At 70.9% G+C, this 25,108-nt stretch carries 20 protein-coding genes; 11 read left to right on the forward strand and 9 right to left on the reverse strand.

The window, feature by feature from the left end:
- Positions 1–230 precede the first annotated feature (230 nt).
- Both EIL87_RS08470 and EIL87_RS08475 read right to left on the reverse strand, forming a co-directional pair.
- A complete protein-coding gene (locus EIL87_RS08470) occupies positions 231–1,196 on the reverse strand; it encodes an adenylate/guanylate cyclase domain-containing protein (protein WP_233576102.1) in 966 nt (321 codons plus the stop codon).
- On the reverse strand, positions 1,177–1,629 hold the full coding sequence (locus tag EIL87_RS08475; protein WP_125089609.1) for a universal stress protein: 453 nt from the start codon (positions 1,627–1,629) through the stop codon (positions 1,177–1,179). Before EIL87_RS08475 ends, EIL87_RS08470 begins: the two co-directional genes overlap by 20 nt.
- An 867-nt stretch (positions 1,630–2,496) precedes the next feature.
- Here EIL87_RS08475 and EIL87_RS08480 point away from each other — a divergent pair.
- Both EIL87_RS08480 and coaA read left to right on the forward strand, forming a co-directional pair.
- Complete coding sequence (locus EIL87_RS08480) at positions 2,497–3,924, forward strand: amino acid permease (RefSeq protein WP_125089610.1); 1,428 nt, start codon at positions 2,497–2,499, stop codon at positions 3,922–3,924.
- A gap of 187 nt (positions 3,925–4,111) precedes the next feature.
- Positions 4,112–5,044, forward strand: coding sequence for a type I pantothenate kinase (gene coaA, locus EIL87_RS08485; RefSeq protein ID WP_125089611.1), 933 nt, complete (start codon positions 4,112–4,114; stop codon positions 5,042–5,044).
- Between the two features lie 4 nt (positions 5,045–5,048).
- Here coaA and EIL87_RS08490 read toward each other — a convergent pair whose 3' ends face one another.
- Positions 5,049–6,698: a PucR family transcriptional regulator gene (locus tag EIL87_RS08490; protein WP_125089612.1), complete on the reverse strand. Its 1,650-nt coding sequence runs from the start codon at positions 6,696–6,698 to the stop codon at positions 5,049–5,051.
- A gap of 119 nt (positions 6,699–6,817) precedes the next feature.
- Here EIL87_RS08490 and pruA point away from each other — a divergent pair, with 119 nt between their 5' ends.
- On the forward strand, positions 6,818–8,446 hold the full coding sequence (gene pruA / locus EIL87_RS08495; protein WP_125089613.1) for an L-glutamate gamma-semialdehyde dehydrogenase: 1,629 nt from the start codon (positions 6,818–6,820) through the stop codon (positions 8,444–8,446).
- 73 nt (positions 8,447–8,519) lie between these two features.
- A complete protein-coding gene (locus EIL87_RS08500) occupies positions 8,520–9,449 on the forward strand; it encodes a proline dehydrogenase family protein (RefSeq protein ID WP_125089614.1) in 930 nt (309 codons plus the stop codon).
- A gap of 383 nt (positions 9,450–9,832) precedes the next feature.
- Here the strand turns inward: EIL87_RS08500 and EIL87_RS08505 are convergent, their stop codons facing one another.
- Both EIL87_RS08505 and EIL87_RS08510 read right to left on the reverse strand, forming a co-directional pair.
- Positions 9,833–11,524, reverse strand: coding sequence for a bifunctional metallophosphatase/5'-nucleotidase (locus tag EIL87_RS08505; RefSeq protein WP_407690522.1), 1,692 nt, complete (start codon positions 11,522–11,524; stop codon positions 9,833–9,835).
- 371 nt (positions 11,525–11,895) lie between these two features.
- Entirely contained in the window at positions 11,896–12,765 is an 870-nt protein-coding gene (locus EIL87_RS08510) for a helix-turn-helix domain-containing protein (protein ID WP_199740311.1), read from the reverse strand.
- A 110-nt stretch (positions 12,766–12,875) separates the two neighbouring features.
- Here EIL87_RS08510 and EIL87_RS08515 point away from each other — a divergent pair, with 110 nt between their 5' ends.
- The 3 genes from EIL87_RS08515 to EIL87_RS08525 all read left to right on the forward strand — a co-directional run bounded on the left by EIL87_RS08515 (position 12,876) and on the right by EIL87_RS08525 (position 15,219).
- The gene (locus EIL87_RS08515) at positions 12,876–13,460 is read left to right on the forward strand and encodes a non-oxidative hydroxyarylic acid decarboxylases subunit B (protein WP_125089615.1); all 585 of its coding nucleotides are present in this window, start codon (positions 12,876–12,878) and stop codon (positions 13,458–13,460) included.
- Between the two features lie 77 nt (positions 13,461–13,537).
- Positions 13,538–14,962 (forward strand): non-oxidative hydroxyarylic acid decarboxylases subunit C, encoded by a 1,425-nt coding sequence (locus EIL87_RS08520; protein WP_125089616.1) that lies wholly within the window; start codon positions 13,538–13,540, stop codon positions 14,960–14,962.
- 26 nt (positions 14,963–14,988) lie between these two features.
- On the forward strand, positions 14,989–15,219 hold the full coding sequence (locus EIL87_RS08525; RefSeq protein ID WP_125089617.1) for a non-oxidative hydroxyarylic acid decarboxylases subunit D: 231 nt from the start codon (positions 14,989–14,991) through the stop codon (positions 15,217–15,219).
- A 127-nt stretch (positions 15,220–15,346) separates the two neighbouring features.
- Here the strand turns inward: EIL87_RS08525 and EIL87_RS27395 are convergent, their stop codons facing one another.
- The 3 genes from EIL87_RS27395 to EIL87_RS08535 all read right to left on the reverse strand — a co-directional run bounded on the left by EIL87_RS27395 (position 15,347) and on the right by EIL87_RS08535 (position 17,281).
- Entirely contained in the window at positions 15,347–15,667 is a 321-nt protein-coding gene (locus EIL87_RS27395; protein WP_233576103.1) for a maleylpyruvate isomerase family mycothiol-dependent enzyme, read from the reverse strand.
- Positions 15,651–15,920 carry a maleylpyruvate isomerase N-terminal domain-containing protein gene (locus tag EIL87_RS27400; protein ID WP_233576104.1) on the reverse strand — a complete coding sequence of 90 codons (270 nt, stop codon included), beginning with the start codon at positions 15,918–15,920 and terminating at the stop codon, positions 15,651–15,653. The genes EIL87_RS27395 and EIL87_RS27400 overlap by 17 nt, the downstream gene beginning before the upstream one ends.
- Before the next feature lie 488 nt (positions 15,921–16,408).
- Positions 16,409–17,281: a macrolide 2'-phosphotransferase gene (locus EIL87_RS08535; RefSeq protein ID WP_125089618.1), complete on the reverse strand. Its 873-nt coding sequence runs from the start codon at positions 17,279–17,281 to the stop codon at positions 16,409–16,411.
- A 778-nt stretch (positions 17,282–18,059) separates the two neighbouring features.
- On the opposite strand from EIL87_RS08535, the gene EIL87_RS08540 reads away from it, so the two are divergent.
- Positions 18,060–20,897: a helix-turn-helix transcriptional regulator gene (locus EIL87_RS08540; protein WP_125089619.1), complete on the forward strand. Its 2,838-nt coding sequence runs from the start codon at positions 18,060–18,062 to the stop codon at positions 20,895–20,897.
- A 49-nt stretch (positions 20,898–20,946) separates the two neighbouring features.
- On the opposite strand, the gene EIL87_RS08545 is transcribed toward EIL87_RS08540, so the two are convergent.
- Positions 20,947–21,942, reverse strand: a complete 996-nt coding sequence (locus EIL87_RS08545; protein WP_125089620.1) for a LacI family DNA-binding transcriptional regulator — start codon at positions 21,940–21,942, stop codon at positions 20,947–20,949.
- A 167-nt stretch (positions 21,943–22,109) separates the two neighbouring features.
- Here EIL87_RS08545 and EIL87_RS08550 point away from each other — a divergent pair, with 167 nt between their 5' ends.
- The 3 genes from EIL87_RS08550 to EIL87_RS08560 all read left to right on the forward strand — a co-directional run bounded on the left by EIL87_RS08550 (position 22,110) and on the right by EIL87_RS08560 (position 24,952).
- A complete protein-coding gene (locus tag EIL87_RS08550) occupies positions 22,110–23,489 on the forward strand; it encodes a sugar porter family MFS transporter (RefSeq protein ID WP_125089621.1) in 1,380 nt (459 codons plus the stop codon).
- A complete protein-coding gene (locus EIL87_RS08555; protein ID WP_125089622.1) occupies positions 23,486–24,115 on the forward strand; it encodes a nucleoside/nucleotide kinase family protein in 630 nt (209 codons plus the stop codon). The genes EIL87_RS08550 and EIL87_RS08555 overlap by 4 nt, the downstream gene beginning before the upstream one ends.
- Positions 24,116–24,262: 147 nt before the next feature.
- Positions 24,263–24,952, forward strand: coding sequence for a type 1 glutamine amidotransferase domain-containing protein (locus tag EIL87_RS08560; protein ID WP_125089623.1), 690 nt, complete (start codon positions 24,263–24,265; stop codon positions 24,950–24,952).
- Positions 24,953–25,108 lie beyond the last annotated feature (156 nt).

A 25,108-nucleotide genomic window follows, 5' to 3' on the forward strand; every position in this document is an offset into this window, starting at 1 on the left:
CAGAGCCGGGACGGGGCCCGCAAGCCGACGAACAGCCCAAAAGCCAGCGGGAAGAGCAGGTCCGATGATCTTCAGTGATCACAAAACCGCAGGTGGAAGCCACTGGAGTCGTGCGTTCGCCTGAACTTGCATGACGCATGCAAGTTCAGCGATACGTCGATCACATTTGACGTGAACGGAGTAGTCCCGGAACCCGAACGCGCTTCACGTCGGGCGGATCACCGCGGTGGTCAGCGCCGCTTCAACGCCCACGCCCGCAAGCCGCGGAAGCTCTGCACCTTCGTCGGCCCCACCGAGATGAGCTTGTAGTCCTCGTGCCCGCGCAGCGCTCCCGCCAGGTCGCGGTCGATGAGCACCGAGGCCGGCCGGGCCACCGAGGTCAGGCGGCTGGCGATGTTCACCGTGGAGCCGTAGACGTCACCGAAGCGCGCCAGCACCGGTCCCCGCGCCAGCCCGATCCGCAGCGGTGGCAGCAGGTCGTTCTTGGCGATCTCCTCGTTGAGGGTCAGCGCGATCTCCGCGCCCTCCTCAGGGCTGTCCGCCACGAACAGCACCTCGTCGCCCACGGTCTTGATGACTCGGCCGCGGTTCTGCGCCACCACACCACCGGCCAGCGACTCGAAGCCGTCGATCAGCCGGGTCAGCTCCAGCTCGGTGAAGTCGCGGATCAGCCGCGTGTAACCGACCAGGTCGGCGAAGCCCACGACCTGCACCCGCTCGTCGATGCCGGGATCGCGCTCGTCGAGCTCGCGGGAGACGGTGGCGGCCAGGTGCCGGCGCCACACGTAGTCCTGCATCTTCTCCATGACCGGCACGATCGCCGCCGCCACCTCCGAGGTGGTGTCGACGTCGTCGGCGAACTTCTCCCCCAGCAACGACTTGAACAGGCCGGTCTGCCACTCGGCGAGCCGCGACATCGTCTGGGCCAGCGACCGGGCCACCGCCGACTCCAGCTCATCGGGGATGACGTCGGCCGACACCAACGACACCAGGGCGCGCAGGGCCGCGACGTCGGCGTCGGTGAAGAGCACCTCGTCGGACTCGACGTGGGCGAAGCCCATCGCCTGCCACAGCTGCTCGGCCCGCTCCAACGGCACACCGGCGGCGTCGGCTACCTCGTCCTTGGTGTAGTGGGGCGGCGAACCGAGGAGGATCTCCTCGATCCGCCGGATCCGTTCATCGCGATGTTCGGACAACGAGCACGTCGCAATCAGCTCGGCGGGACACTTCGGAGGGCACCGAGCCGAGGATGCGCCCCTTGAGGGTGTTGAGCCCGCGGCTGCCGACCACCAGCAGGTCGGCGCTGTGCTTCTCGGCCGCTTCCAGCAGCACCGAGATCGGCTCACCCACCGAGACGGCGGTCTCGACCTCCGCAGCACCGGCCTGGCGAGCGGTGTCCGAGGCGGTCTGCACCGTGTCGTTGGCCGGAGCCGACCCCATGACCTGGAAGGCCTCGTCGCCGAGCTCGTCGGCCGCGCGCTCCAGCTCCTTCGGGTCGGTCGGGAAGTAGGCGCAGACGATCACCAGCCGTGCCGACGAGGCGCTGGCGACCTCGGCGGCCCGGCCGACCGCGCGCAGCGAAGGCGCGGAGCCGTCCGTACCCACGACGACGGTGCGATAACTGGACATCGCTCTCCCACTTTCCTCTGGGACCGACACTTCGACGCTCCGGGTGAGAACACTAACGATCGGACGCCCTCCCAGTCACGGCCCGCACCGGCACCGAGATCGCGATCAGCGGTGATCGACCGGAGGGCCCCACCCGTGCGCAGCGCCCACCGGCGAGAGCGTTCCCGCTCCTGCGTCGGACGAACCAGGAACAGGACCCTCAGTCACCGGGGAGCACAGCGACCGAGCAGCGTCCGACGCGACGGGATGGCGACGGCGCGTCGCGCGCCCGCCGCGGAGAGCGTGGAGGGCTGGTCCAGCGGACCTGGGAGGAAGCTGGAGGCGAGCGCAGGAAGCAACGTGCAGCACGACCCAGCCGACCACGCGCACCCTGCGCTCACGGCGCGCCCGAGCAACGCCGCGGCCGGGACCGGGAAACCCGCGAAGCACGTCGCGGACTCCCCCACCTGGCCTCGCGCAGGAGCGCACTCCTCCTGCTCGGCTCCCGATCTTGCTGCAGCTCTCCGACGCGCCCACGACGGTTCGTGCTTCGAGCCAGAACGAGCACGAGGAAGGAGGCGATCCCCGCGAGCCAGCTCAGGAACTCGATGGGGTGCAGCCCCGGGTCAACCACCCGGCGGAGCGCAGCGAAGTCGATCGTGCGCCGCCTCCCGATCGGGCTTCCCAGTCGCTCCTCCACGAGGATGGGAGCGACTTCCGGTGGTGAGTCCGCGCACCCGCTCGGGGGCCGCACCACCAGAACAAGAGCCTCCCTGTTTGTGCTGTCGCACAAGACAAGACCGCAACTGTCGTCGAGGAGCACAGCGCGACACTCGACCAGTCGGCGTACGTTTCGCCGCAACCTGTGATTCGAACAATGGAGTCGACGTGTCATCACCTGGCCTGAAACCCGGGCGGGGAATCTTTCGCCGCAAGCCCATCGAGACCATCAGCGCGGACTGCGAAGAGACCGGCCTGAGCAGATCGCTGGGCCTGTGGCAGCTCACCGCCATCGGCGTCGGCGGCATCATCGGCGCGGGGATCTTCTCGCTCGCCGGCGCGGTCGCCAACGAGAAAGCCGGGCCCGCCGTGCTGCTCTCGTTCCTCATCGCCGGCATCGCCAGCGCGGCCGCCGCCTTCTCCTACGCCGAGTTCGCCGGGATGATCCCCAAGGCGGGTTCGGCCTACACCTACGGCTACGCCGTGCTCGGCGAGGTCGTCGGCTGGCTGATCGGCTGGGACCTGCTGCTGGAGTACACCGCGATCGTGGCGGTGGTCGCGATCAGCATCTCGGGCTACTTCAACGAGCTCCTCAGCTACGCCGGCATCGACCTGCCGTTGTGGATGCTCGGGGCCCCGGGCACCGAGGACGCGGGCCTCCCGCCAGGCAGCTACAAGGTCAACCTGTTCGCCATGGCGCTGTGCCTGTTCATCGCGTTCATGCTCAACCTGGGCATGAAGAGCGCCGCGCGGTTCGAGACCTTCCTGGTCTACCTCAAGGTCGCCGTGGTGCTGCTGGTCATCGGCGTCGGCGCGTTCTACGTCAACACCGGCAACTACTCGCCCTTCTTCCCCTTCGGCGCGAGCGGCGCGATCACCGGCGCCGCGACGGTGTTCTTCGCCGTGTTCGGCTACGACGCGATGAGCACCGCCGCCGAGGAGTCCAAGGAAGCGCAGAAGCACATGCCCAAGGCCATCCTGTACTCCCTGGCGATCGCCATGGTGCTGTACGTGCTGGCCTGCCTGGTGCTGACCGGCATGATCCCGTTCGACCAGATCAAGTCCGAGAGCGCGTTCGCCTCGGCCTTCGCCGATGTCGGGCTGCCGATGCTGGGCGCGATCATCTCGGTCGGCGCGATCCTGGGCGTCCTCACGGTGATGTTCACCTTCATGCTCGGCGTGACACGCGTCGGCTTCTCGATGAGCCGCGACGGGCTGCTGCCCGCGTGGTTCGGCAAGACCCACCCGGTGCGCAAGGTGCCGACCCGCTTCACCTGGCTGATCGGCATCGCCTCGGCCCTCATCGCCGGTCTGTTCCCGATCGGCGAGGCCGCCGAGCTGACCAACATCGGCATCTTGCTGGCCTTCGTCGTCGTGTGCGCCGCGGTGATCGTGCTCCGCTACAAGCGGCCCGACCTGCCTCGCGAGTTCAAGACGCCGGGCATGCCGGTGGTGCCGCTGATCGGGATCGGTTTCTCGCTCTGGCTGGTGACCTTCCTCGAGCCGTTGACCTGGATGCGGTTCGCGGTGTGGTTCGTCGTCGGCCTGGCGTTCTACCTCGCCTACGGCTACCGCAAGTCGAAGTTGAACAACTGACCGCCTGCACCGGACCGGCGCGCGTTGCGCCGGTCCGGTGTTGATCGGTTGAGTCGTGTCTCCTGCGTCATAGCGTGGACTGGATCACAGCGTCGAGCCGTGTCGGACGCTTACTGTTCTCCCCGGCGTCACCGGGCCTTTCCGGTGCCGCCGGAGTACGACCGGGCCTCGAAGCTGAGGGGTGCTTGTGACGCGCGTTCGCGAACTGAGCCCGTACGTGGAGTTGAACCGCGCGCAATGGCGCGAACTGCGCGATTCGCTCCCCCTCCCGCTGACCGAAGACGAGCTGGTCGCACTGCGCGGGCTCGGTGAGCCGGTCGACCTCGACGAGGTCGCCGACGTCTACCTGCCGCTGTCGCGGCTGATCAGCCTGCAGGTCGCGGCCAGGCAGCAGCTGCACGAGAGCACCACCACGTTCCTCGGGGAGAACACCCACGGGACCAAGGTTCCCTTCGTCATCGGGCTCGCCGGCAGCGTCGCGGTCGGCAAGTCCACCACCGCGCGCATCCTGCGCACCCTGCTGGCCCGCTGGCCCAACCACCCGCGCGTGGACCTGGTGACCACCGACGGGTTCCTCCACCCGAAGGCGGAGCTGGTGCGGCGCGGCCTGATGCACCGCAAAGGCTTCCCGGAGAGCTACGACCGGCGCGCGCTGCTGCGCTTCGTCACCGAGGTCAAGTCCGGCGCTCCCGAGGTCTCGGCGCCGGTGTACTCGCACGTCGCCTACGACATCGTGCCGGGTGAGCGGCACGTGGTGCGCCAGCCCGACATCCTCATCGTCGAGGGCCTCAACGTGCTGCAGCCCGGTCCGAGCCTCACGGTCTCGGACCTGTTCGACTTCTCCGTCTACGTCGACGCCCGCACCGAGCACATCGCCCGCTGGTACACCGACCGGTTCCTGGCGCTGCGCAGCACGGCCTTCGCCGACCCGGAATCGCACTTCCACCACTTCGCCGAGCTCTCCGACGCGGAGGCGCGTGCCGAGGCCGACCACCTCTGGCACACCATCAACGAGCCCAACCTCGTCGACAACATCCTGCCCACGCGGCCCCGCGCGACCCTGGTGCTGCGCAAGGACATCGACCACTCCATCAACCGGGTCCGCCTCCGCAAGCTCTGAGGGTTCAGCGGTGCCGGGCCCTCCTGGTGAGCAGCAGCTGCAGGTGGGTGTTGAGGCGTTCGGTCGGGTCGCCGAGGTCGATGCCGGTGAGGTCGGTGGCACGGCGAACCCGGTAGCGCAGCGTGTTGGGGTGCACGTGCAGCGCTGAGCTGGCGGTCTTCACGTCGCCGAAGTGGTCCAGGTAGGCCAGCAGGCTCCGCGCCAGGTCCGCCGAGTGCTCGACGTCGTGGTCGTGCAGCGCGGTCAGGCGCGCGTCGCGGTAGCGCTCGTTGTCCTGCAGCAAGGTGAGGATCTCGCTGATCACCACCTGGGCCCGGACGTCGGAGATCGTCGCGACCTCGGCGTCGATGTCGTGCCCCAGCGCGTCCAGCACCCGGTCGGCCTCCGCCCGGGATTCGGCCACCTCGTCGAGGGTCGGCACGGCCGAGCCCACGCCTGCCTGGACGCGCGAGGTCAGGTGCTGCTTGGCGGCGGCGACGATCTCGCGCGTCAGCGACAGCGCCGCCTGGGCGGCGGAGCGTTCCGGCAGCTCCGGCAGCAGCACGTACACCCGGGACGCGAGGGTGGTGACCAGCGCGCTGCGCCGGTAGGCGGAGGCGTGCACCGAGATCAGCCCGGTCATCTCTGCGCGCTGCAGCTCCAGCTCCGAGCGGTCCACGCTGCCCGCCGGCCGCAGCGAGAACACCGCGACCACGGCAGGCCGGTCCGCGTCCGCTCCGATGTTGTCGGCCACCGACCGCGCGTCGACGCGGCCCTCCAGCAGCCCGGAGAGCAGGTTCTCCCGCAATCGCGGCCCAGCGGTGGCCTCCGAGCGCTGGCGGATCAGCTGCAGCGCGGCCAGCCGGGCGGCACCCAGCAGGGCGCGCTCGGAGCGCTCCGACAGCGGCCTGCGCCCCTCCTGCACCCAGATCGACCCCAGCGGTTGACTACCTGCGTGGATGCCCACCGCCATCCGCCGCCGGATGCCCAGCTCCGGCCGCTCGTCGATGCGCACCACGTCCTCACCGGCGCGGAGCCGCTGGTAGACCCCCCACTCCCGCAGCATCGCCAGGTACTGCTCGGGGCCTTGGCGCCCCAGGATGGACAGTCGCCGGAGCTCGTCGACCTCGTCGTCGGAGCGCGAGTAGGCCAGCACGCGGCTCGCCGTGTCCTCGACGCTGACGATGCCGTCGGTCATCGCCGCGACCGTCTGGGCCAGCGAGAACAGGTCGCCCAGCGCCTCGCCGGCATCGGCGTCGCTGGTCAGCCGGGCGTTGTCGATCGCGTTGTGCGCGTAGGCCTCCAGCCGTTCCCAGCGGACCTCCGGACGCACGCCCAGCAGCGCGATGCCGCCCGCCATCGCGGTCTCGCGCAACGCCCGCGCTTCCACCTCGGAGCCGACCTTGACCGCCACCGCGGGTGCGCCGTCGCGCGCCGCGGCGCGCACCAGCGGCGCCGCTGCTCGGCCCCGTGCGCCGATGACCAGCACGAAGTCGCCGTCGCGACCGCTGCCGGACTCCTCCTCCGGGTCGACAATGACCACGTCGCGCACGTCGACGTCCAGGCCTCGCGGCGCGGCGAGCACGTCCACCAGGGGATCGCCGACCGCGGTCAGCAGCTGCCGCAGCGGCACCCCCACACCGGTCACGCCGACCGACTCGACATCACGCGCCATATGTCCGACCCAACAAACCGAGACCTCCAACGATAGCCAACTGCACAAGCTCCAGGCAGGAGCCACACCTTAATCTCCCCATCAACACACTCTTCGGCGTCTCAAGGAGGCGAACAGGCATGGACGCGATCACCTCGGTACCGGTGCCCTACAACGAACCGGTCAAGGGCTACGCGCCCGGATCGCCGGAACGTGAGTCGCTGCAGAAGCGCGTTGCCGAGCTGGAGTCCGACCGCGTGGAGCTCACCCAGACCATCGGCGGGACGCAGCGCATGGCCGGCGGCGACCGCTTCGACGTGGTGCAGCCGCACGACCACCAGCACGTGCTCGGCACCGCAGCGCAGGCCACCCACGCCGACGTCGCCGACGCGGTGTCCGCCGCCAAGGGCGCCGCCGCCGACTGGGCCGCGACCTCGTTCGACGAGCGGGCCGCGGTCATCCTCCGCGCAGCCGACCTGCTGGCCGGGCCGTGGCGGGACACCATCAACGCCGCCACCATCCTCGGCCAGTCCAAGTCGGTGCAGCAGTCCGAGATCGACGCTGCCTGCGAGTTCATCGACTTCCTTCGGTTCAACGTGCACTTCGCGCGGCACATCATGGCCGAGCAGCCCCGCTCGGTCCCCGGCGAGTGGAACCGGATGGACTACCGGCCGCTGGACGGGTTCGTCACCGCGATCACCCCGTTCAACTTCACCGCCATCGCCGGCAACCTGCCCACCGCGCCCGCGCTGATGGGCAACACCGTCGTGTGGAAGCCGACCCCGTCGCAGCAGTTCGCCGCGCACTTCACGATGCGGCTGCTCGAAGCCGCCGGGCTGCCCCCGGGCGTGATCAACCTGGTCACCGGCGACGGCCAGGCCGTCAGCGAGGCCGCGCTGACCGACCCGGGCTTCGCCGGCCTGCACTTCACCGGGTCCACGGCCACGTTCAAGAAGCTGTGGCGCACGATCGCCGACAACCTCGACTCCTACCGCAGCTACCCGCGCATCGTGGGTGAGACCGGCGGCAAGGACTTCATCGTCGTGCACCCCTCGGCCGACCCCGCCCCGCTGGCCACCGCCTTCGCTCGCGGCGCCTTCGAGTACCAGGGCCAGAAGTGCTCGGCGGCGTCCCGCGCCTACGTGCCGCGCTCCCTCTGGGAAGGCGGTCTCCGCGACGAGCTCGCCGACCTGGCCCGCACCATCCGCTTCGGCGACGTCACCGACTTCTCGCACTTCGGGGGCGCGGTCATCGACGCCCGGGCGTTCGCCAAGCACAAGGCCGCGCTCGACCGCGCCGAGGCCACCGACTCGATCGAGGTCCTGGCCGGCGGCGGCTACGACGACTCGGTGGGTTACTTCGTCGAACCGACCGTGCTGGTCGGCACCGACCCGTCCGACGAGGTGTTCACCACCGAGTACTTCGGGCCGATCATCGCCGTCCACGTCTACGAGGACGCGCAGTACTCCTCGATGCTCGACGTCGTGGACTCCTCCAGCCCGTACGCGCTGACCGGCGCGGTGTTCGCCACCGACCGCTCCGCGATCGACGAGGCCCACCGCAAGCTGCGCGGCGCGGCCGGCAACTTCTACGTCAACGACAAGCCGACCGGATCCATCGTCTCCCGCCAGCCCTTCGGCGGCAGCCGCGGCTCGGGCACCAACGACAAGGCCGGTTCGCTGTTCAACATCCAGCGGTGGACCAGCCCTCGGGCCATCAAGGAGACCTGGAACGCACCGACCGACCACACCTACCCCCACATGGGTTGAGCGTGACCAGGGGCGCCCGGGAGGACCGGGCGCCCCGACTTCGGTGGATCATTCTGAGCGTGGGGAGATTCCGGTGTTGCGGAGTGCATTGCTGACCGCTGGCCGCTCGCCGTCGGTGCGGCGGCTCGTGGAGGCCAACCCGTTGACCAAGCCCGTGGTGCGACGCTTCGTGCCGGGCACGACAGCCGAGGACGCCGTGCGCGCGACCCGGGAGCTGAGCGAGCACGGCCTGCACGTGACGCTCGACCGGCTCGGTGAGGACACCCTCGACCTGAGCCAGGCCGACACCACCGTGCGGGACTACCGGCGGGTGCTCGGCGTGCTGGCCGACCAGGGCCTGGCCGAGCGGGCCGAGGTGTCGGTGAAGCTCTCCGCGGTGGGGCAGTTCCTGCCCGACGACGGCGAGAAGGTCGCGCTGGACAACGCCCGGCTGATCTGCGAGGCCGCGAGCGCGGCGGGCACCACGGTCACGCTGGACATGGAGGACCACACCACCACCGACTCGACCCTGGGCATCCTGCGCGACCTGCGGGTCGACTTCCCCTGGGTGGGCGCGGTGCTGCAGGCATACCTGCGACGCACCGAGCAGGACTGCCGGGACCTGGCCACAACCGGCTCGCGCATCCGGCTGTGCAAGGGCGCCTACGCGGAGCCGGAATCGGTGGCCTACCAGCAGAAGTCCGAAGTGGACCGGTCCTACGTGCGGTGTCTGAAGGTGCTGATGGCGGGCGCAGGCTACCCGATGGTCGCCACGCACGACCCGCGCATGGTCACCATCGCCGGGGAGCTGGCGTCTCGCAACGGCCGCACGGCAGAGGACTTCGAGTACCAGATGCTCTACGGCATCCGCCCGGACGAGCAGCGCCGTCTCGCCGCCGAAGGCGGCACGGTCCGCGTCTACACCGCTTACGGCGACGAGTGGTACGGCTACTTCATGCGCCGCCTGGCAGAACGTCCCGCCAACCTCGCGTTCTTCCTCCGCTCCCTCGCCACCCGCGGCTGACCCGGATCCCGGGCTCAGCAGGCCGGAACAGGAAGCAGGGAAGCCGCGCGGGAGCTCCGGAGCCTCCCAGCGCGGCGTCCCGGACGACGAAGCCGGGAGAACCCCACGGCCGGCTTCGGCCGGATCCCCGAGGAACAGCCGCTCCTTCCGGACAGGACTTCTTCAGCCCGGAACCGGGGCCCACGAAGGGCTCGGAAGAGCCCTCTCCAGCGGAGGAACTCCGCGGGGTCTCCCGTCCGAGGGCCGTCGGCCAGGTGTTGTGCGGGTCCTGCTCACCCGCAGGGGGAACGAACTCCCCGGTGATCGGTCACCGATCACCGGGCTGCTTCGTCCAGAACCGCTCGGTCGTTCGGTCGGACACCTGAGGAAACGACACCTCTCCGTCAGGGTTGTGCGGTGATCCGGTCCGGCGGGGGCGGGAGGATGCCGGGGTGGGCGTCGAGGTAGGCGAGGAAGGCGTCGAGGTCCACCGGGCCGCCCACCACGTCGGTTCCCTTGGTGAACTCGGTGAAGCCGTCGCCGCCACCGGCGAGGAAGTTGTTCACCGAGACCCGGTAGGACGCGTCGAGGTCGATCGGCTGGCCGTCGATGCTGATCCCGGTGACCTTCGAGCCGATCGGCGCGCTCTCCGAGTAGCTGTAGTGCAGCCCGGCCGACACCTGCAGGATGTTCGTCTCCTCCGGCGTCCACTGCTGTTCCAGCACGGCCTTGAGCTGGCCGCCGGTGAGCGTCATGGTCTGCATGATGTTGCCGAAGGGCTGGACCGCGAACGCCTCGCCGTAGGTGACCATCCCGTCTCCCTCACCAGCGGGCGAGCCGGGGAAGAGCAGGTCGGCGCGGAGACCGCCGGGGTTGGTGATGGCGACCTGCGGCGAGTTCGCCGCGGTGGCCTCGAACTGCGCGTCCGCGATGACGTCGCCCAGCGGCGACTCCCCGGACGGCGCGCCGGCGCGCGGCAGGTCGGCGGCGATGCTGCCGACCGGGCGGTCGGCGATCGGCGCGGCCTTCGCAGCGGCCTCGTCGATCAACGCCTGGGCCGCCGGGTCGGCGGGCACGTCGCGGGTGACGACCTCGTTGCGCGCCGCGGTCTGCTCCCGCACGACGTCCTGGGTGCGACGGTCCACGGTCAGGTCCGCGACCGACAGCAGCCGACCGTAGGACGCGCCCTGCAGGTACCGGCGCGGCTTGCCCGCCGGGTCCTCGACCGCGCAGTTGTACTGCGCGTGGCTGTGCGCGCTGAAGACCAGGTCGACGGCAGGCGACGCGGCCTTGGCGATCTCGGCGCCCGGCCCGGGGGTGAGCCGGCAGTCGTCGGGGCCGCCGCCCTCGGTGCCGTCACCCTGGTGCAGCAGCACGACCTGGGCCTTCACACCCATCGCCTCGAGCACCCGGGAGCTGCGGTTGATGGCCTCGACCTCGTCGCCGAACTCCAGGCCGTCGATGGCGCCGGGCGCGACGACCGAGGGCAGGTCCTCGAGGGTCGCTCCGATGACGCCGATGCGCGTGCCGCCGACGGTCTGCACGTCGAAGGGCTTGAGCGCGGGACGTCCGTCCTCGTGGGTGACGTTGGCGCCCAGCTGCTCGAAGTCCGCGCCGGGGAACGACTCCCGGAACTGGCAGCCGTCGACCGGGTGGCACCCGCCGTCGGACATCCGCCGCAGTTCCTCGACACCCTCGTCGAACTCGTGGTTGCCGACCACCGACGCGGACACGCCCAGCTGGTTGAGGAATTCGACGGTGGGCTCGTCGTGGAACAGAGAGCTGTTGACCGGGGAGGCGCCGACGTTGTCGCCGGCCGAGAACACCAGCGAGTTCGGCACCTCGCCGCGCAGCCGCGCCACGTGGGTCGCCAGGAACTGCGCGCCACCCGCGTCCACGGCGCTGCCGTCGGGCAGGGTGACGCGACCGGACGAGCCCGCCGGCGGTTCGAGGTTGCCGTGCAAGTCGTTGAACGTGATCAGGCGGACCTGCGTGGTCGGCGGGGCGGCGGACGCGGCCGGAACCGCCCCTACCGCGGCCGCGGCCAACACGGCGGTCCCGAGCGCCGTCAGACGGCCGAACCGAGCTGTGCTCACACCGTTTCCCTTCCGCTGCTTGCCTCCGGCGCACTGCCCCGACCGGCCGGAGGGACGTCAGCGTGATCTTCCCCCGTCCGCACCACCAAGACCAGGGCGGATCAGGCGGATGTCGGGAAACCGTCACGACAGCGCACGACACCGCGGTCGCGTCCCCGCGTGCTCCTGACCAGCGCCGGGAGTCCGCAGGAGCGTGGGGTTCGCGGGCCGGTTCCGATGTGGACCCCGTCAGGCGTTCACCTGGTGGAAGTCGGCACGAGTCGGCACCGCGGAACACCCCGCGCGGTGTGCCGTTGGTCGTGCAGCGCTCCCCCGACGACCTGCACGACCTCGTCAGCGAAGCAGCGCACCGCCCGCGTTCGACCTGGTGCTCACCCGCACCGGCCGGGTGTCCGCGTGCCGCGGGCCTGTGCGCGGAAGGCGAGCGGGCTCCGTCCGTCGTGCTTGCGGAAGAACTTGCTGAAGTCTCCTGACGAGGTGAAACCGAGGTGCCGGGCGATGTCGGCCGAGGGCTGGTCGGTGTGCACCAGCAGGCGCCTGGCCTCCAGCACGATCCGCGCGTCCAGGTAGGACTTGGCGGAGCGACCGGTGGCCGACGAGGTCGCGCGGGTCAAGGTCCGGGTGCTGTAGCCGAGTTCCGCGGCGTAGTCGGCGACGCGGCGGGTGCGGGTGAAGTCGCGTTCCACGGCGGCGCGGAACCGCTCGAACGGGCCGTCCGCCGGGTTGCGCACCGGCGGTACCTCCCCGGCGTGGGCCAGGCGCAGCAGCAGCACGTCCAACAGCCTGCGCAGCGCCCTGTTGTGCGCCTCCAAGGTCATCGACCCCAGGTCGGCGTAGTCGGACAGGAGGTGCCGCAGCGCCAGGTCGACCGCCTCGCGCGCAGCGGCCCCGGGCAGCACCGGCGTGTCGGGCGGCGCCGGGTCGACGGTGACGAACCCGGGACGCCAGATGACGATCGTGCCGCGCGAGCGGGTCAGCTCGCCGTACTGGTGCACCTGACCGGGCCGCACCCACAGCCACCCGCCGGACGGGACGACGTGCTCGGTGAAGTCGACGACGTGGGACAACGCCTCGGCGTCGGCGTGGACGTGGATCAGGTGGTGGAAGTCCGGGCGCTGCGGCCCGGCCAGGTCGATGCCTCGGCGCTGTGCGCGTGCGCGCAGCTCGGCGAAGTCGATGACGTCCATGCCGATCGGCGCGTTCAGGCCCGGCCGGTAAGCGACGTCGGTGATCTCCGTCATGGCGGTGCTGTCCGATCCTGCCCGTGGTCTGTCGCCAGCGTACCCGCTCACCTGCGAGATCTGCGCTTAGCGTGGAGCCATCAGCACAACATGACCGAAAAAGGAGGAGCGTGCGACTCGTCGTGGGGATGACCGGAGCGACCGGGGCGCCGCTCGGCGTGCGACTGCTGGAGCAGCTGCTGGAGCTGCCCGAGGTGGAGACCCACCTGGTGCTGAGCCGCTGGGCGCGGGCCACCGCGGAGCTGGAGACCGGGATGAGCGTCAAGGAGATCGGCAAGCTCGCCGAGGTCGTCCACAACCCCGATGACCAGGGAGCGAACATCTCGTCGGGTTCCTACCGCACCGACGGCATGGTGATCGTGCCCTGCTCGATGAAGACGCTCGCGGGCATTCGCGCCGGGTACGCCGACGGTCTGGTGGCACGCGCCGCCGACGTGACGCTCAAGGAACGCCGTCCGCTCGTGCTCGTGCCGCGCGAGACGCCGCTGAGCGAGATCCACCTGGAGAACATGCTCGCGCTCTCGCGGATGGGTGCGCGGATCGTGCCGCCGATGCCCGCCTTCTACAACAACCCGACCTCGATCGACGACTTCGTCGACCACATCACCGCCCGCGTTCTGGACCAGCTCGACCTGCCCGCACCGGCGGCGCAGCGCTGGGAAGGGCTGCGCGCGGCCAAGTTCGGACCTCGCTGAGCGCGGTCGTGAGCCGCCCGCAGGCGGGAGCCGCGGGGTGGCACGACCACGGACACCCCCGGAGAGGAGAGAACACCATGGCCTACGACGACCTGCGGTCGTTCCTGAACGCCCTGGAGGACGAGGGACAGCTGCTGCGGATCAGCGATCAGGTCGCGCCTGAACCGGACCTGGCGGCGGCGGCCAACGCGGCCGGTCGCATCGGAGAAGGCGCCCCGGCGTTGTGGTTCGACAACGTCACCGGGTTCACCGACGCCCGGATCGCGATGAACGTGCACGGTTCCTGGCGCAACCACGCGATGGCCCTGGGTCTTCCGAAGGAGACCTCCACCCGCGAGCAGGTCGAGGAGTTCGCCCGCAGGTGGGACGACTTCCCGGTCACCCCGGTCCGCCGGGAGGACGCGCCGTGGCGGGAGAACAGCGTCTCCGGCGAAGACGTCGACCTGTTCGACGTGCTCCCGCTGTTCCGGCTGAACGAGGGTGACGGTGGCTTCTACCTGGACAAAGCCGCCGTGGTGTCGCGTGATCCGGACGCGCCGGAGGACTTCGACAAGCAGAACCTGGGCATCTACCGCATCGAGGTCATCGGCACGGACCGCCTCGCGCTGCAACCGGTCCCGATGCACGACATCGCCCAGCACCTGCGCAAGGCCGAGGAGCTCGACGAAGACCTGCCGGTGGCGATCACCCTGGGCAACGACCCGGTGGTGCCGATCGTGGCGGGCATGCCGATGGCCTACGACCAGTCCGAGTACGAGATGGCCGGCGCACTGCGGGGCGAACCGATGCCGATCGCGACCGCTCCGCTGACCGGCTTCGACGTGCCGTGGGGCTCGGAGGTCATCATCGAGGGCCACATCGAGTCGCGGGTGCGGCAGATCGAGGGCCCGTTCGGCGAGTTCACCGGGCACTACTCGGGCGGCAGGCGGATGCCGGTCGTGCGCATCGACCGGATCTCCTACCGCACGAACCCGGTCTTCGAGTCGCTGTACCTGGGCATGCCCTGGACGGAGTGCGACTACCTCGTCGGACCGAACACCTGCGTGCCGCTGCTCAAGCAGCTGCGCGCGGAGTTCCCCGAGGTCAAGGCCGTCAACGCGATGTACACGCACGGCCTGCTGGTGATCATCTCGACTGCCAAGCGCTACGGCGGGTTCGCCAAGGCGGTGGGCATGCGCGCGATGACCACGCCGCACGGGCTGGGCTACGTCAGCCAGGTGGTCCTGGTCGACGAGGACGTCGACCCGTTCGACCTGCCGCAGGTCATGTGGGCGCAGTCGGCGAAGGTCAACCCGGCCGACGACGTGGTGGTCATCCCGAACCTGTCGGTGGTCGAGCTGGCTCCTGCCTCCCAACCGGCGGGCGTCACCAGCAAGATGATCATCGACGCGACCACCCCGGTGAAGCCCGACGTGCGCGGCAACTTCGGCACTCCGACCAAGGACCTGCCCGAAGCCGCGGAGTGGGCCGACCGCCTGCGCTCCACGCTCGCCCAGCGCTGACACCCCCGACCCGGAGAGGAAACCCGATGCAGACGAGCTGCCCCCGCTGCGACGAACAGGACATCCGCAGCGTGACCACCTCGCCGGTGCCCGACGCCTGGGAGGTGCTGCAGTGCCCGCGCTGCCTGTACATGTGGCGCACCACCGAGCCGGCCCGGCGCACCACCCGGGAGCACTACCCCGAGCAGTTCCGCCTGACGCCGGAGGCCATCGCCAACGCCTCCGAGGTTCCCGCGATCCCACCGCTGCGGGGCTAGCTGTTCCGAGCCTGAGGACTGCTCCGTGCACAGGCGGAGCAGTTCCTCAGCCGGCCCCTGGCAGCGAGTGCCGGCACGCCGTCGCCGATCGGTTCGGCGACGGCGTCGGAGCGGCCTGCGAGGGCCATCAGGAGCGCTTCGGCGGGGCCTCGCACCGAGGGCCCTCGCCGTGGCTCCAGTCCAGGTCGCTGGCCTCCACCCGGAGTCCGGCCGCGCGCTTCCCCGCCCCGACCGGCGGAGCTTTCAGCGCCAGGTCGAGGACCACGCGGAGACGCTCCGGTGGGACCTCGCGCGGATGACCGAGCGGTCGGCGGATGTCCTGGTGGTGGATCAGCGCGTCGACCAGCGGGATCACCCCGCCGAAGATCGTGATCGGACCGCTGGGCTCGAGGTGGCTGCGCAGCCGGTCGAGCAGCTCCGCGGTGCTGCGGTCACGCGCCTCCCCCACGCCGAGGGCGTTGATGGCTCCCGGCCTGAACCCCGCTCGCACCGCGCTTGAGCACGCCGGCCCACGTCATGCCGTCGTAGCTGGTCATGTGCGCGACCACGTCGCGGACCCGCGAACCCGCGCACAGGCTCGGCGCCCCCCACTGCTCGGGGGTGAGCGTGGCGAGGTGCTCGGCGAGGTCGGCGCGCTCGGCGACGGCCATGCCCATGACGGGCGCAGCGCCGGATACGGCATCCCTCCACTGGGCGGTCACGGCCTGGGCAGGCAACCTCGTCGTCTCGACCCATCGCGTCCTCCCGCCCCTGCGCCGAGCCTCCGCGTCAGCCCTGCTCCGGCGCGGAGGAGGAGGGGCCCGGGCGACTCCACGGTGGACCGGACCCCTGACAGCCTCGAACTCCCCTGCGCTCAGGACCTTTTCCGCAGCTGCGTCACCTCGCATGAGGCGCCGTGCCGCCTCGGCATCGGCGCTCTCGACCTGCTCCCACCGTCGTGCGTGCTCCCGGAGACCGGGCGAGCGCGCCCGACTCGCGCGGCGCAGGCGCTTTCCACACCACGGTGGAGTGACGAAAGACCCGATCTGCGAATCCTTCTCGCTGGGTAGTGATTGCACCACCTCATCCAGCGACGGCCATCCGCTAGCACTGTCGAACTGCTCCGTGCACACTGGGAACACCAGTTCGACGAGCGGAAGGCGTTCGGCGACTTGCTGTTCGACAACTGCACAGTGACAAGCTCAGGCGTTCACGCGAGGAGGCGCCGCTGCGCGACCTCCCAGAACTCACCTCGTCCCGACTCGACCGCGTACATGCCCAGGGACACCGAGAACCGGAACTCCGAGAGGAGCCGAACATGCGATTCGAAACCAGCTCGCACACCTCCACCGGCCTGCGCGTACCCCGCCAGCAGCCGCGTCAGGCCGCCCTCGCCGAACGCGTTGTGCACGGCCACGAAGTCCAGCGCCGGGTCGTCGACCGCCGCATCCGTCCAGTCCAGGATCCCCGTGAGCTGGCCGGATTCGTCCACCAGCGTGTGCCCGGGGTGCAGGTCCGCGTGGACCAGGCGCAGATCCGCGGGCCCTGACCACGAGTGGTCGTCGTCGATCCACGATCGCCAGCGGGCCACCTTCTCCGCGGGCACGACGAACATGCCGCGTGCCAGCCTCAGGTGGTCGTCGACCTCCTCCCGGAGGTCCCGATGACCTGAGACGGGGATGCCCAGGCGTTCGACCTCGCTGAGCTGGGTGCGGTGCCGTGCGGCGACCACCGCGCCCAGCTCGGTGAAGAACCCCTCGGTCGGCTCCCGCCACCACTGGTGCTCCAGCGTCGTCGGGTGTTCCGGCCCCAGGGGCCGTCCTTCGAGCCTGCGGTAGGCGATGAGCTCCGGGGTGCAGATCTCCCAGTCGGGCAGGGCCACGGGCAGCCGTGGCCGCAGGTGCGCCAGCAGCCGGCGCTCGCCCTCGATCAGCTCGCTGACCGCACGACGCCGTGGCACCCGCAGCACCCAGTGCGTCCCGTCCTCGTCCACGGCGTGACCGACGAGGAAGTCCCAGCCGCTCTCATCGAGCTCCAGCAGGCGGACCCGGAGACCGTGGCGGCGCGCGAGCGTGACCAGCACGTCCCGACGCTAGCCGACGTGTCCAGCAGTTTCCGTGCCGATCAGCCGCTCGGTTCGGTGATCCACCGAGGCGCCCGCAGTGCCCGCACCCCGTAGCTCCCCGCTCTCGCGTCCGCCCCCGGCAGCACACCGGGAGCGCGGTGGTGAGCAGCTCATCACCGCTGAGCCGAACGCCTCGAACTCGACGTCGAGGTGGCCAGAACCGGAACGGGTTGCCGCTCCTCTCGGTCAGGCTGCTCGTTGCCGGAATCCCGTTCCGAAGCCAAGGCGGCCGACCCGTTGTCGGAGGCCCTCGCCACTTCGGTGAGCCGTTCGGTGATCGACATCCGTGTAGGGAAGAGGGAGAGCTGGGGAAGGATGTGATCGCGTTGCGCATGACGCCGTTCCGGACACCGGTGAGAGGGGAGTCCGTCACGACACCTGGCTGGAGCTCGTCCCCATCGGGAGCGTTCGTCGTGATCGAGCTGGTCAACGGCAGTGTGGGCAGCTCGGTCGTGCACCCGCCGAGGACACCCGAACCCGTCGCCCTCACGCCCGCGTCCTCGGAACGGGGTGGTTCGGGCGGCGTTCGTGGCATCGGGTTGATCGCGCTGCACGCCCTCCCCGCGCTCACCACGAGTTCGGCTCAGACGGCCCGCACCACCGGCGAGCGCGCACACCGCGACCGCTCGCGCTGCTCAGCGCACGACCAGGCGCACCGGGTCTCGGTGGATCAACGCGCTGCGGCGTCGTCGTGGCAGGCCGCCCGGACAGGCCTGTGGTCGGCGGCGAGGGGCAGTTGTCCGGGGAATCGGGCGGGAACGCGTTGAGGGGCTCGGAACTCGTCGGGCGGGATGCGGAGCTGGCGCAGCTGCTCGGTCTGGTCGGCAGGGTCGCAGGCGGTCGCGGCACGGTGCTCCGGATCGAAGGAGAGCCCGGCATCGGCAAGACCACGCTGGTGTGCGCTCTGCTCACCGAAGCGGACCGGCTCGGCTGCGCGGTGCACCACGCCACGGCCGACCCGCTCTCGCAGCAAGTCCCCCTCCGCGTGCTGCTGGACTGCATCGCGGTCCACCCGGCCCCGGGCGGTGCGGGGGTCCACGAGCGGGTGCGCGCTGCCCGGGACGACGACCAGGTGCCCGCCGCAGCCGAGCAGCTCCTCGCGCTCATCGAGGACCTCTGCGCCACACGTCCTGTCGTGCTGACCGTGGACGACGTGCAGTGGGCCGACGAGACCAGCCTGCTGGTGTGGAACCGGTTGAGCCGCATGACCGAGCGGTTACCGCTGCTGCTGGTGGCGGCGGGCCCGTCGGACGGCCGCACCGAGCTGGGTGTGGTGCACGATGAAGACCGCAAGGTGCGGATCGTGGTGCCCCCGCTGGACGAGTCCGCGACCGCCGACCTGGCCGCACACCTCATCGGCACAGCCGAGATCGGCCCTTCGCTGCTGGCGGTGCTCACCCGTGCCGCCGGCAACCCGCGCTACGTGCGGGAGGTGGTGCTGGCGCTGAGCCGTGAGCACCACCTCGAGGGCGCTGCCGCCCGAGCCGAGCTCGCTGGCTCGGACCTGACCTGTGGGACGCTGCCGCGCCCGGTGGCCGAGGCCCTCACCTCCCGGCTGGACTTCGTCGGCAGCGACACCCTCGGCTTGCTGCGGACGGCTTCCCTGTTCGGTGCGACGTTCTCGGTGACCGATCTGCGGACCGTGTCCGAACGCCCGGTGCCGGTGCTCGTCGGGTGCGTGGAGGAGGCCTTGGCGTCCGGTCTGCTCGTGGAGTCGGGATCGCGCTTGGCCTTCCAGCACGAGCTGATCCGCCAGGCCCTGCACGTGACCACGCCCCCTGCGCTTCGCTTGGCGCTGCACCAGCAGGCCGCTCGCGCGCTGGCGTCGTCCGGCGCTCCCGTGGAGCGCGTCGGCGAACAGCTGCTCGCTTCGGTCCCGGGGGAAGGCGCCGAGATCGATGAGTGGGGCGTGGACTGGCTGGTGGAGAACGGCCGGGCACTGGCCCACCGCGACCCGGTTCTCGCCGAGGCGTTGCTCGGCGCCGTCCCGGTGCTGTCCGCGCACGACCCGCGCCGCGATTCCCTGCGCACCGCACGGGTTCTGGCGTTGGTCCAACTCGGACTGCACGACGAGGCTCGAGCTTCGGGTGAGCGGGCGCTGGAAGACACCCAGAACCCCTCCTGCGCGGCCGAGCTGAGCTGGTACCTGACGTGGTCGCTGGCCTCGCTGGGGCGTGACGAGCTGGCCGCGGAGGTGGCCGAGAAGTCCCTGCGGTCAGGGATCTTCGACCACGGGTGGTCTGCTCGGACGCGTGCCGCGCTCGGCCGGGTGTTGCTCTCGCACGGTCACGTCGAGGCAGCCGAGGCGGCCGTCGAAGGCGTGGTGGCCGAAGCTCGTGGCGCCGACGACGGTGTCGCGCTCGGCCTCGCCTTGCACGTCCGCGGGACTGCGCTGGCCCGTCGGTGCGACCCGGCCGGTGCAGTGGTCTGCCACGAGCAAGCCGGGTCGGCACTGGGCGAGGCACCGGAGAACGCCGACCTGCGGCTGGCCGTGCTCGATGACCGGAGGGCGTTGCTGTTCGAACTGGGCCGTCCGGAGGAGGCCGAGGACGTGCTGCACGAGATGCTGGCGATCCTCGAGCGCTGCACCACCCCACCCCGGTTGGCCGCGGTGCGCCTTTCGGCGGCCCACCACCACTACACGACCGGCCGCTGGCACGACGCGACCGCGGAGCTGGAGGCGGCCACCGAGCTCGCCGACCGGCTCGACGAGGCAGGGCGGCGCAGGCTGCACGGTCTTTCAGCAGTGCTGGCCGGACACCGCGGCGACCGGGCGGTGCTGTGCCGCACCCTGCGCGAAGCAGGCTGCGACGAGGCACCCACAGCTCGCTCCGCCGAGACACTGCTGGTGGCGGAAGCGATGCTCGCCGAGGACGACGAGGAACCCGAGCGCGCGGTCCGGCTGCTGTCGGAGACGTTGACCTCGGGTGAACGGATCGGCACCCGCCACCTGTGGCTTCCGCACCTGGTGCGCCTGGCCGTCGCGACGGGTGCGACCGAGGTCGCCGGCCGGGCCGCGGACGCGTGCTCCGAGGACGCCGCGGTGGCGGCGAGCCCCGGCGTCGTCGCCGCGTCGCAGCACTGCCGAGGGCTGCTGGAGCGAGAGAGCACGACCTTGCGGGCAGCGGTGGACTTCTACCGCACGACCGACCAAGGACCACGTTGCGCACGGGCGTGGGAGGACCTGGCGGTCGTGCTGGCCGAGCGAGGCGAGCGCGCGCAGGCGCGCGACACCTACGCCCAGGCCACGACGATCTACCGGTCGCTCGGTGCCGCCGGAGACCTGCGGCGGGCAGACCCCCGGGTGCGCCCGCAAGGCGCACGGCCGGCCCGCAGCCGGCGACGCCGGGCCGGTAGCGGCTGGACGTCGCTCACGCCGACGGAACGGCAGATCGCCCGGCTGGTGGCCGACGGCCTCGCGAACCCGGACATCGCGGAGGCGTTGGTCTCCTCCCGCCGCACGGTCGAGGTCCACGTCTCGCACATCTTGGCCAAGCTCGGAGCCCGGTCCCGGGTGGAGATCGCGGTCGAGGCGACCCGGCACGACCTGCGGGACGGCTCCCGGTCCGCGTGACCACGGCAGCACCTCATTGTCTTGACCGTTGCGCGGTCCCTTGATCGCCTCAGGGGCAGCCGCACGAATTCCGGTGGACGAGGGTCGAATCCAACCGGTGCGTGCGCGGCGGCGAACCGGGGTCGGCGATCCGCCGCAGGAGCAACCGGGCCGCGGTGGTGCCGATCTGGGCGCTGGGCTGAGCTATGACGGTCAGCCGCGGCGAGAACCAGTCCGCCCACGGGAAGTCGTCGAAACCGACCAGCGCCACGTCGTCGGGAACCCGCAACCCGGCTTCGCTGATCGCTTGCATGGCACCGATGGTCATGCTGTTGTTGGCGGTGATGACCGCGGTCGGCGCCGGTCGGCGGGCCAGCAGCCCCGCCGTGGCCCGAGCCGCTCGGTCGCTGGCCGAGGCACCCTCGACCGCCAGCTCCTCGTCGAAGTCGAGCCCGTTGCGCGCCAAGCCGTCCTGGTAGCCGCGCAGCCGCTCCTCCGTGGTGGTCAGCCCGCCGAGGCCGGAGACCATCGCGATGCGGTCGTGGCCCAGCTCGGCGAGGTGGTCGACCAACCGCGCGGTGGGTTCGGAGTTCTCCGGTCCGACCTGGTCGTAGCGGTCGTCACCGAGCCGGTCGGCGAGGACCACCGGGACCTGCTGGGAATCCAAGTACTTCAACGCCCGGTCCGGTTCCGCTGACGGCGCGAGGATCACCCCGTCGACCTGGCGCTCCCGCATGCTGCGCACCACGGTGAGCTCGTGCTCGGGGTCGTCGTGCGGGTCGGCCAGCAGCAGCGTGTAGCCCTGGCGAACCGCCTCGGACTCGATGCCCTGCAGCACCTGGCCGAAGTAGGGGTTGGAGATCGCCGACATGACCACGGCGATCGAGCGGGTGCCGCCGGTGGCCAGCGAGCGCGCGAGGGTGTTCGGGCTGTACCCGGTCTCGGCGATGGCGGCCTCGACGGCCTGCCGGGTCTCCTCGCGCACCGTGCGGGTGCCGTTGATGACGTGCGACACCGTCGCGGTGGACACTCCCGCGACGCGCGCGACGTCGGCCATGGTCGCCATCGACAAGCACTCCTCCGGGCTCGTTCGGTGATGCGAAGCATACCCGTCAAACGCTTGCGCAAGCGCTTAACTCGGCTCTACAGTTCCGATCACTTCAACGAGGAGGTCGCGCCGCGGCGCGCACGTCGACCCGCATCGGAGCGGGTCTGGGGAGGGCAACGACAGCCATGACCACGAATGCAGTTCCGAAGGCGCCCGCGCCGCCGCGTGCTCGGCGCGGTGCCGTGCTCGGAGCATCGACCATCGCCGCGCTCGGCGGCCTGCTCTTCGGCTACGACACGGGCGTGATCTCGGCGGCGCTGCTCTACATCGCGCCGGAGTTCGCCCTGTCCGACGGGATGCAGCAGTTCGTGGTCGCGTCCCTGCTGCTGGGCGCGATCGCCGGCTCGATCGGTGCCGGCCCGGTCGTCGACCGCATCGGCCGCAAGGTCACGCTGATCGCGCTCTCCGCCGTGTTCACCGCGGGGGCGCTGCTGTCCGCGCTGGCGCCGGACACCACGACCCTGGTCGTGGCGCGCGTCCTGCTCGGCCTGGCCATCGGCGGCTCCTCGCTGGTGGTGCCGACCTACATCGCCGAGATCGCGCCGCCGACGCTGCGCGGCCGACTGGTGTCGATGAACCAGTTGATGATCACGATCGGCATCTTCGCCTCCTACCTCGTCGGCTACGCCTTCGCCGAGAGCGGCGGCTGGCGCTGGATGGTCGGGCTCGCCGTGGTGCCGTCGGTGATCATGCTCGTCGGCCTGTTCGCGCTGTCCGAGAGCCCGCGCTGGCTGCTGGCGCGCGGTCGCACCGAAGAGGCCCGGCAGGCGCTGCTGCGCTCGCACTCGCCCGAGGACGCGGAGGCCTCGCTCGCCGAGATGTCGGAGGCGATGCGCGAGGAGAACAAGTTCAGCTACCGCGACCTGCTCAGCCCCAAGCTGCGCCCCGCGGTGCTGCTCGGCTTCGCCGTGGCCGCGACGAACCAGCTCGTCGGCGTCAACGCCGTCATCTACTACGCGCCCACGATCCTCAAGCAGGCCGGGCTCGGTGATTCCGCGGCGATCCTGTCCTCGGTCGGCATCGGGGCCGCCAACATGATCTTCACGATGATCGCGCTGCTGTTCATCGACAAGGTCGGTCGCCGCCCGCTGCTGCTCGGCGGCACCAGCGTGGTCATCCTCGTGCTGTTCGGCCTGGGCGCGCTCTACCTGCTGCCCAGCGTGCAGGGGCTGGGCCTGCTGCTGACCGCCGGTCTGATGCTCTACGAGGCGGCGTTCGCAGCCAGCCTGGGCCTGGCGATCTGGCTGATCAACAGCGAGGTGTTCCCGACCGCCGTGCGCGGCAAGGCCGCCGGCGTCGGCACGGTGACGCACTGGGCGTTGGACTTCGTCATCTCCATCTCGGTGCTGACGCTCATCAACGCCCTGACCCCGACCGGCCTGTTCTGGATCTACGGCCTGCTCGGCGTCCTGGGACTGGTCTACCTGTGGCGGAACCTGCCGGAGACCAAGAACCGCACGCTGGAGGACATCGAGCGCTCGCTGCGCAAGGGGAACCAGGCGTGACCGCCCGGCACCACGGCGGGCTGCCCGACCTCATCGACCGCGCCCGGGCGCTGGCGTCCACCGGCGAGCGCCGGATCCTCGGCATCGCCGGTGGCCCGGGCTCCGGGAAGGGCACGCTCGCCGAGAAGCTGCTCGGCGAGCTGGGTTCGGCGGCCGTCGTGGTGCCGATGGACGGGTTCCACCTCGCCGAGGAGGAGTTGCGCCGCCTCGGCCGGCGGGACCGCAAGGGCGCCCCGGACACCTTCGACGCGGCCGGCTACGTCGTGTTGCTGCGCCGCATCCGCGCGGGTGGCGAGACCGTCTACGCGCCGCGGTTCCACCGCGAGGTCGAGGAGTCCTTCGCGGGCGCGATCCCCGTCGACCCGGACGTCCCGCTGATCATCACCGAGGGCAACTACCTGCTCCTCGACGAAGGCCCGTGGGCGCAGGTCCAGCCGCTGCTCGACGAGACCTGGTTCCTCGACCACCCCGACGAGGAGCTCGTCTCCCGGCTGGTCGAGCGCCACGTCCAGCACGGCAAGACCGCTGCGGAGGCCGAGGAGTGGGTCCGCCGCAGCGACATGCGCAACGCCGCGCGCATCACCCCCACCCGGAGCAGGGCGGACCTGGTCATCGCGGAGTCGTAGGTCCTGCCGCTCCCGACCGGCACCGCCGCAGACCCTGCCACCCGCGCGGACGGCCCGGGCCGCCCGGGATCACAGATTGGCACGGCGTGCTGAGGGGTACCTGGGGTGCGGAAGCGCAACCGCACACGAGTCTGGGAGCGAACCCCCATGGCGAAGATCCTGTTCGTGCTCACCGGCGCGGACCACTGGACGCTCAACGACGGCACCAAGCACCCCACCGGGTTCTGGGCCGAGGAGTTCGTCGCGCCCTACGAGACGTTCACGAAGGCCGGGCACGAGATCGTCGTCGCCTCCCCCGGCGCGGTGGTGCCCACCGTGGACCGCGGCAGCCTGAGCGCCGACGCCAACGGCGGGCAGGACGCCGCCGACCACATCGCCGCGGTGCTGGAGGAGGCCACCGAGCTGCAGAAGCCGATCGACCTGGCCACCGTCGACCCCGACGACTACGACGCGGTGTTCTACCCGGGCGGGCACGGGCCGATGGAGGACTTGGCGGTCAGCGACGACTCGGCACGTGTCCTCACCGGGGCGCTGAACTCCGACAAGCCCCTGGCGGTCGTCTGCCACGCCCCCGCGGCGATGCTGGCCACCGGCCGCAGCGGCGAGTCCCCGTTCCGCGGCTACCGGGTCACGGCCTTCACCAACGCCGAGGAGAGCCAGGCCGGCCTGGCCGACAAGGCCCCGTGGTTGCTGCAGGACCGCCTCACCGAACTCGGTGTCTCCTTCGCGGAAGGCGAGCCGTGGGCGCCGAACGTCGTCGTGGACCGCAACCTCCACACGGGCCAGAACCCGGCCTCCTCCGCGCCGCTCGCCCAGCGGCTGCTCGAGTCGCTCTGACCCACGCGCAGCGCGATGCCCTCCGCCGGGCTGGAGGGCATCGCCCGCGAGGCGCGCTCGCTCGGCATGCCGGGAGGGGGTGTGTGCCGAGGCGAGGAGGTTTCCCCCTCCTCCTCGCCTCAGCGTGGTGTTGCTGCTCGCGAACACCGACCCCCA

The organism is Saccharopolyspora rhizosphaerae (assembly GCF_003931915.1).
GTDB lineage: Bacteria > Actinomycetota > Actinomycetes > Mycobacteriales > Pseudonocardiaceae > Saccharopolyspora > Saccharopolyspora rhizosphaerae.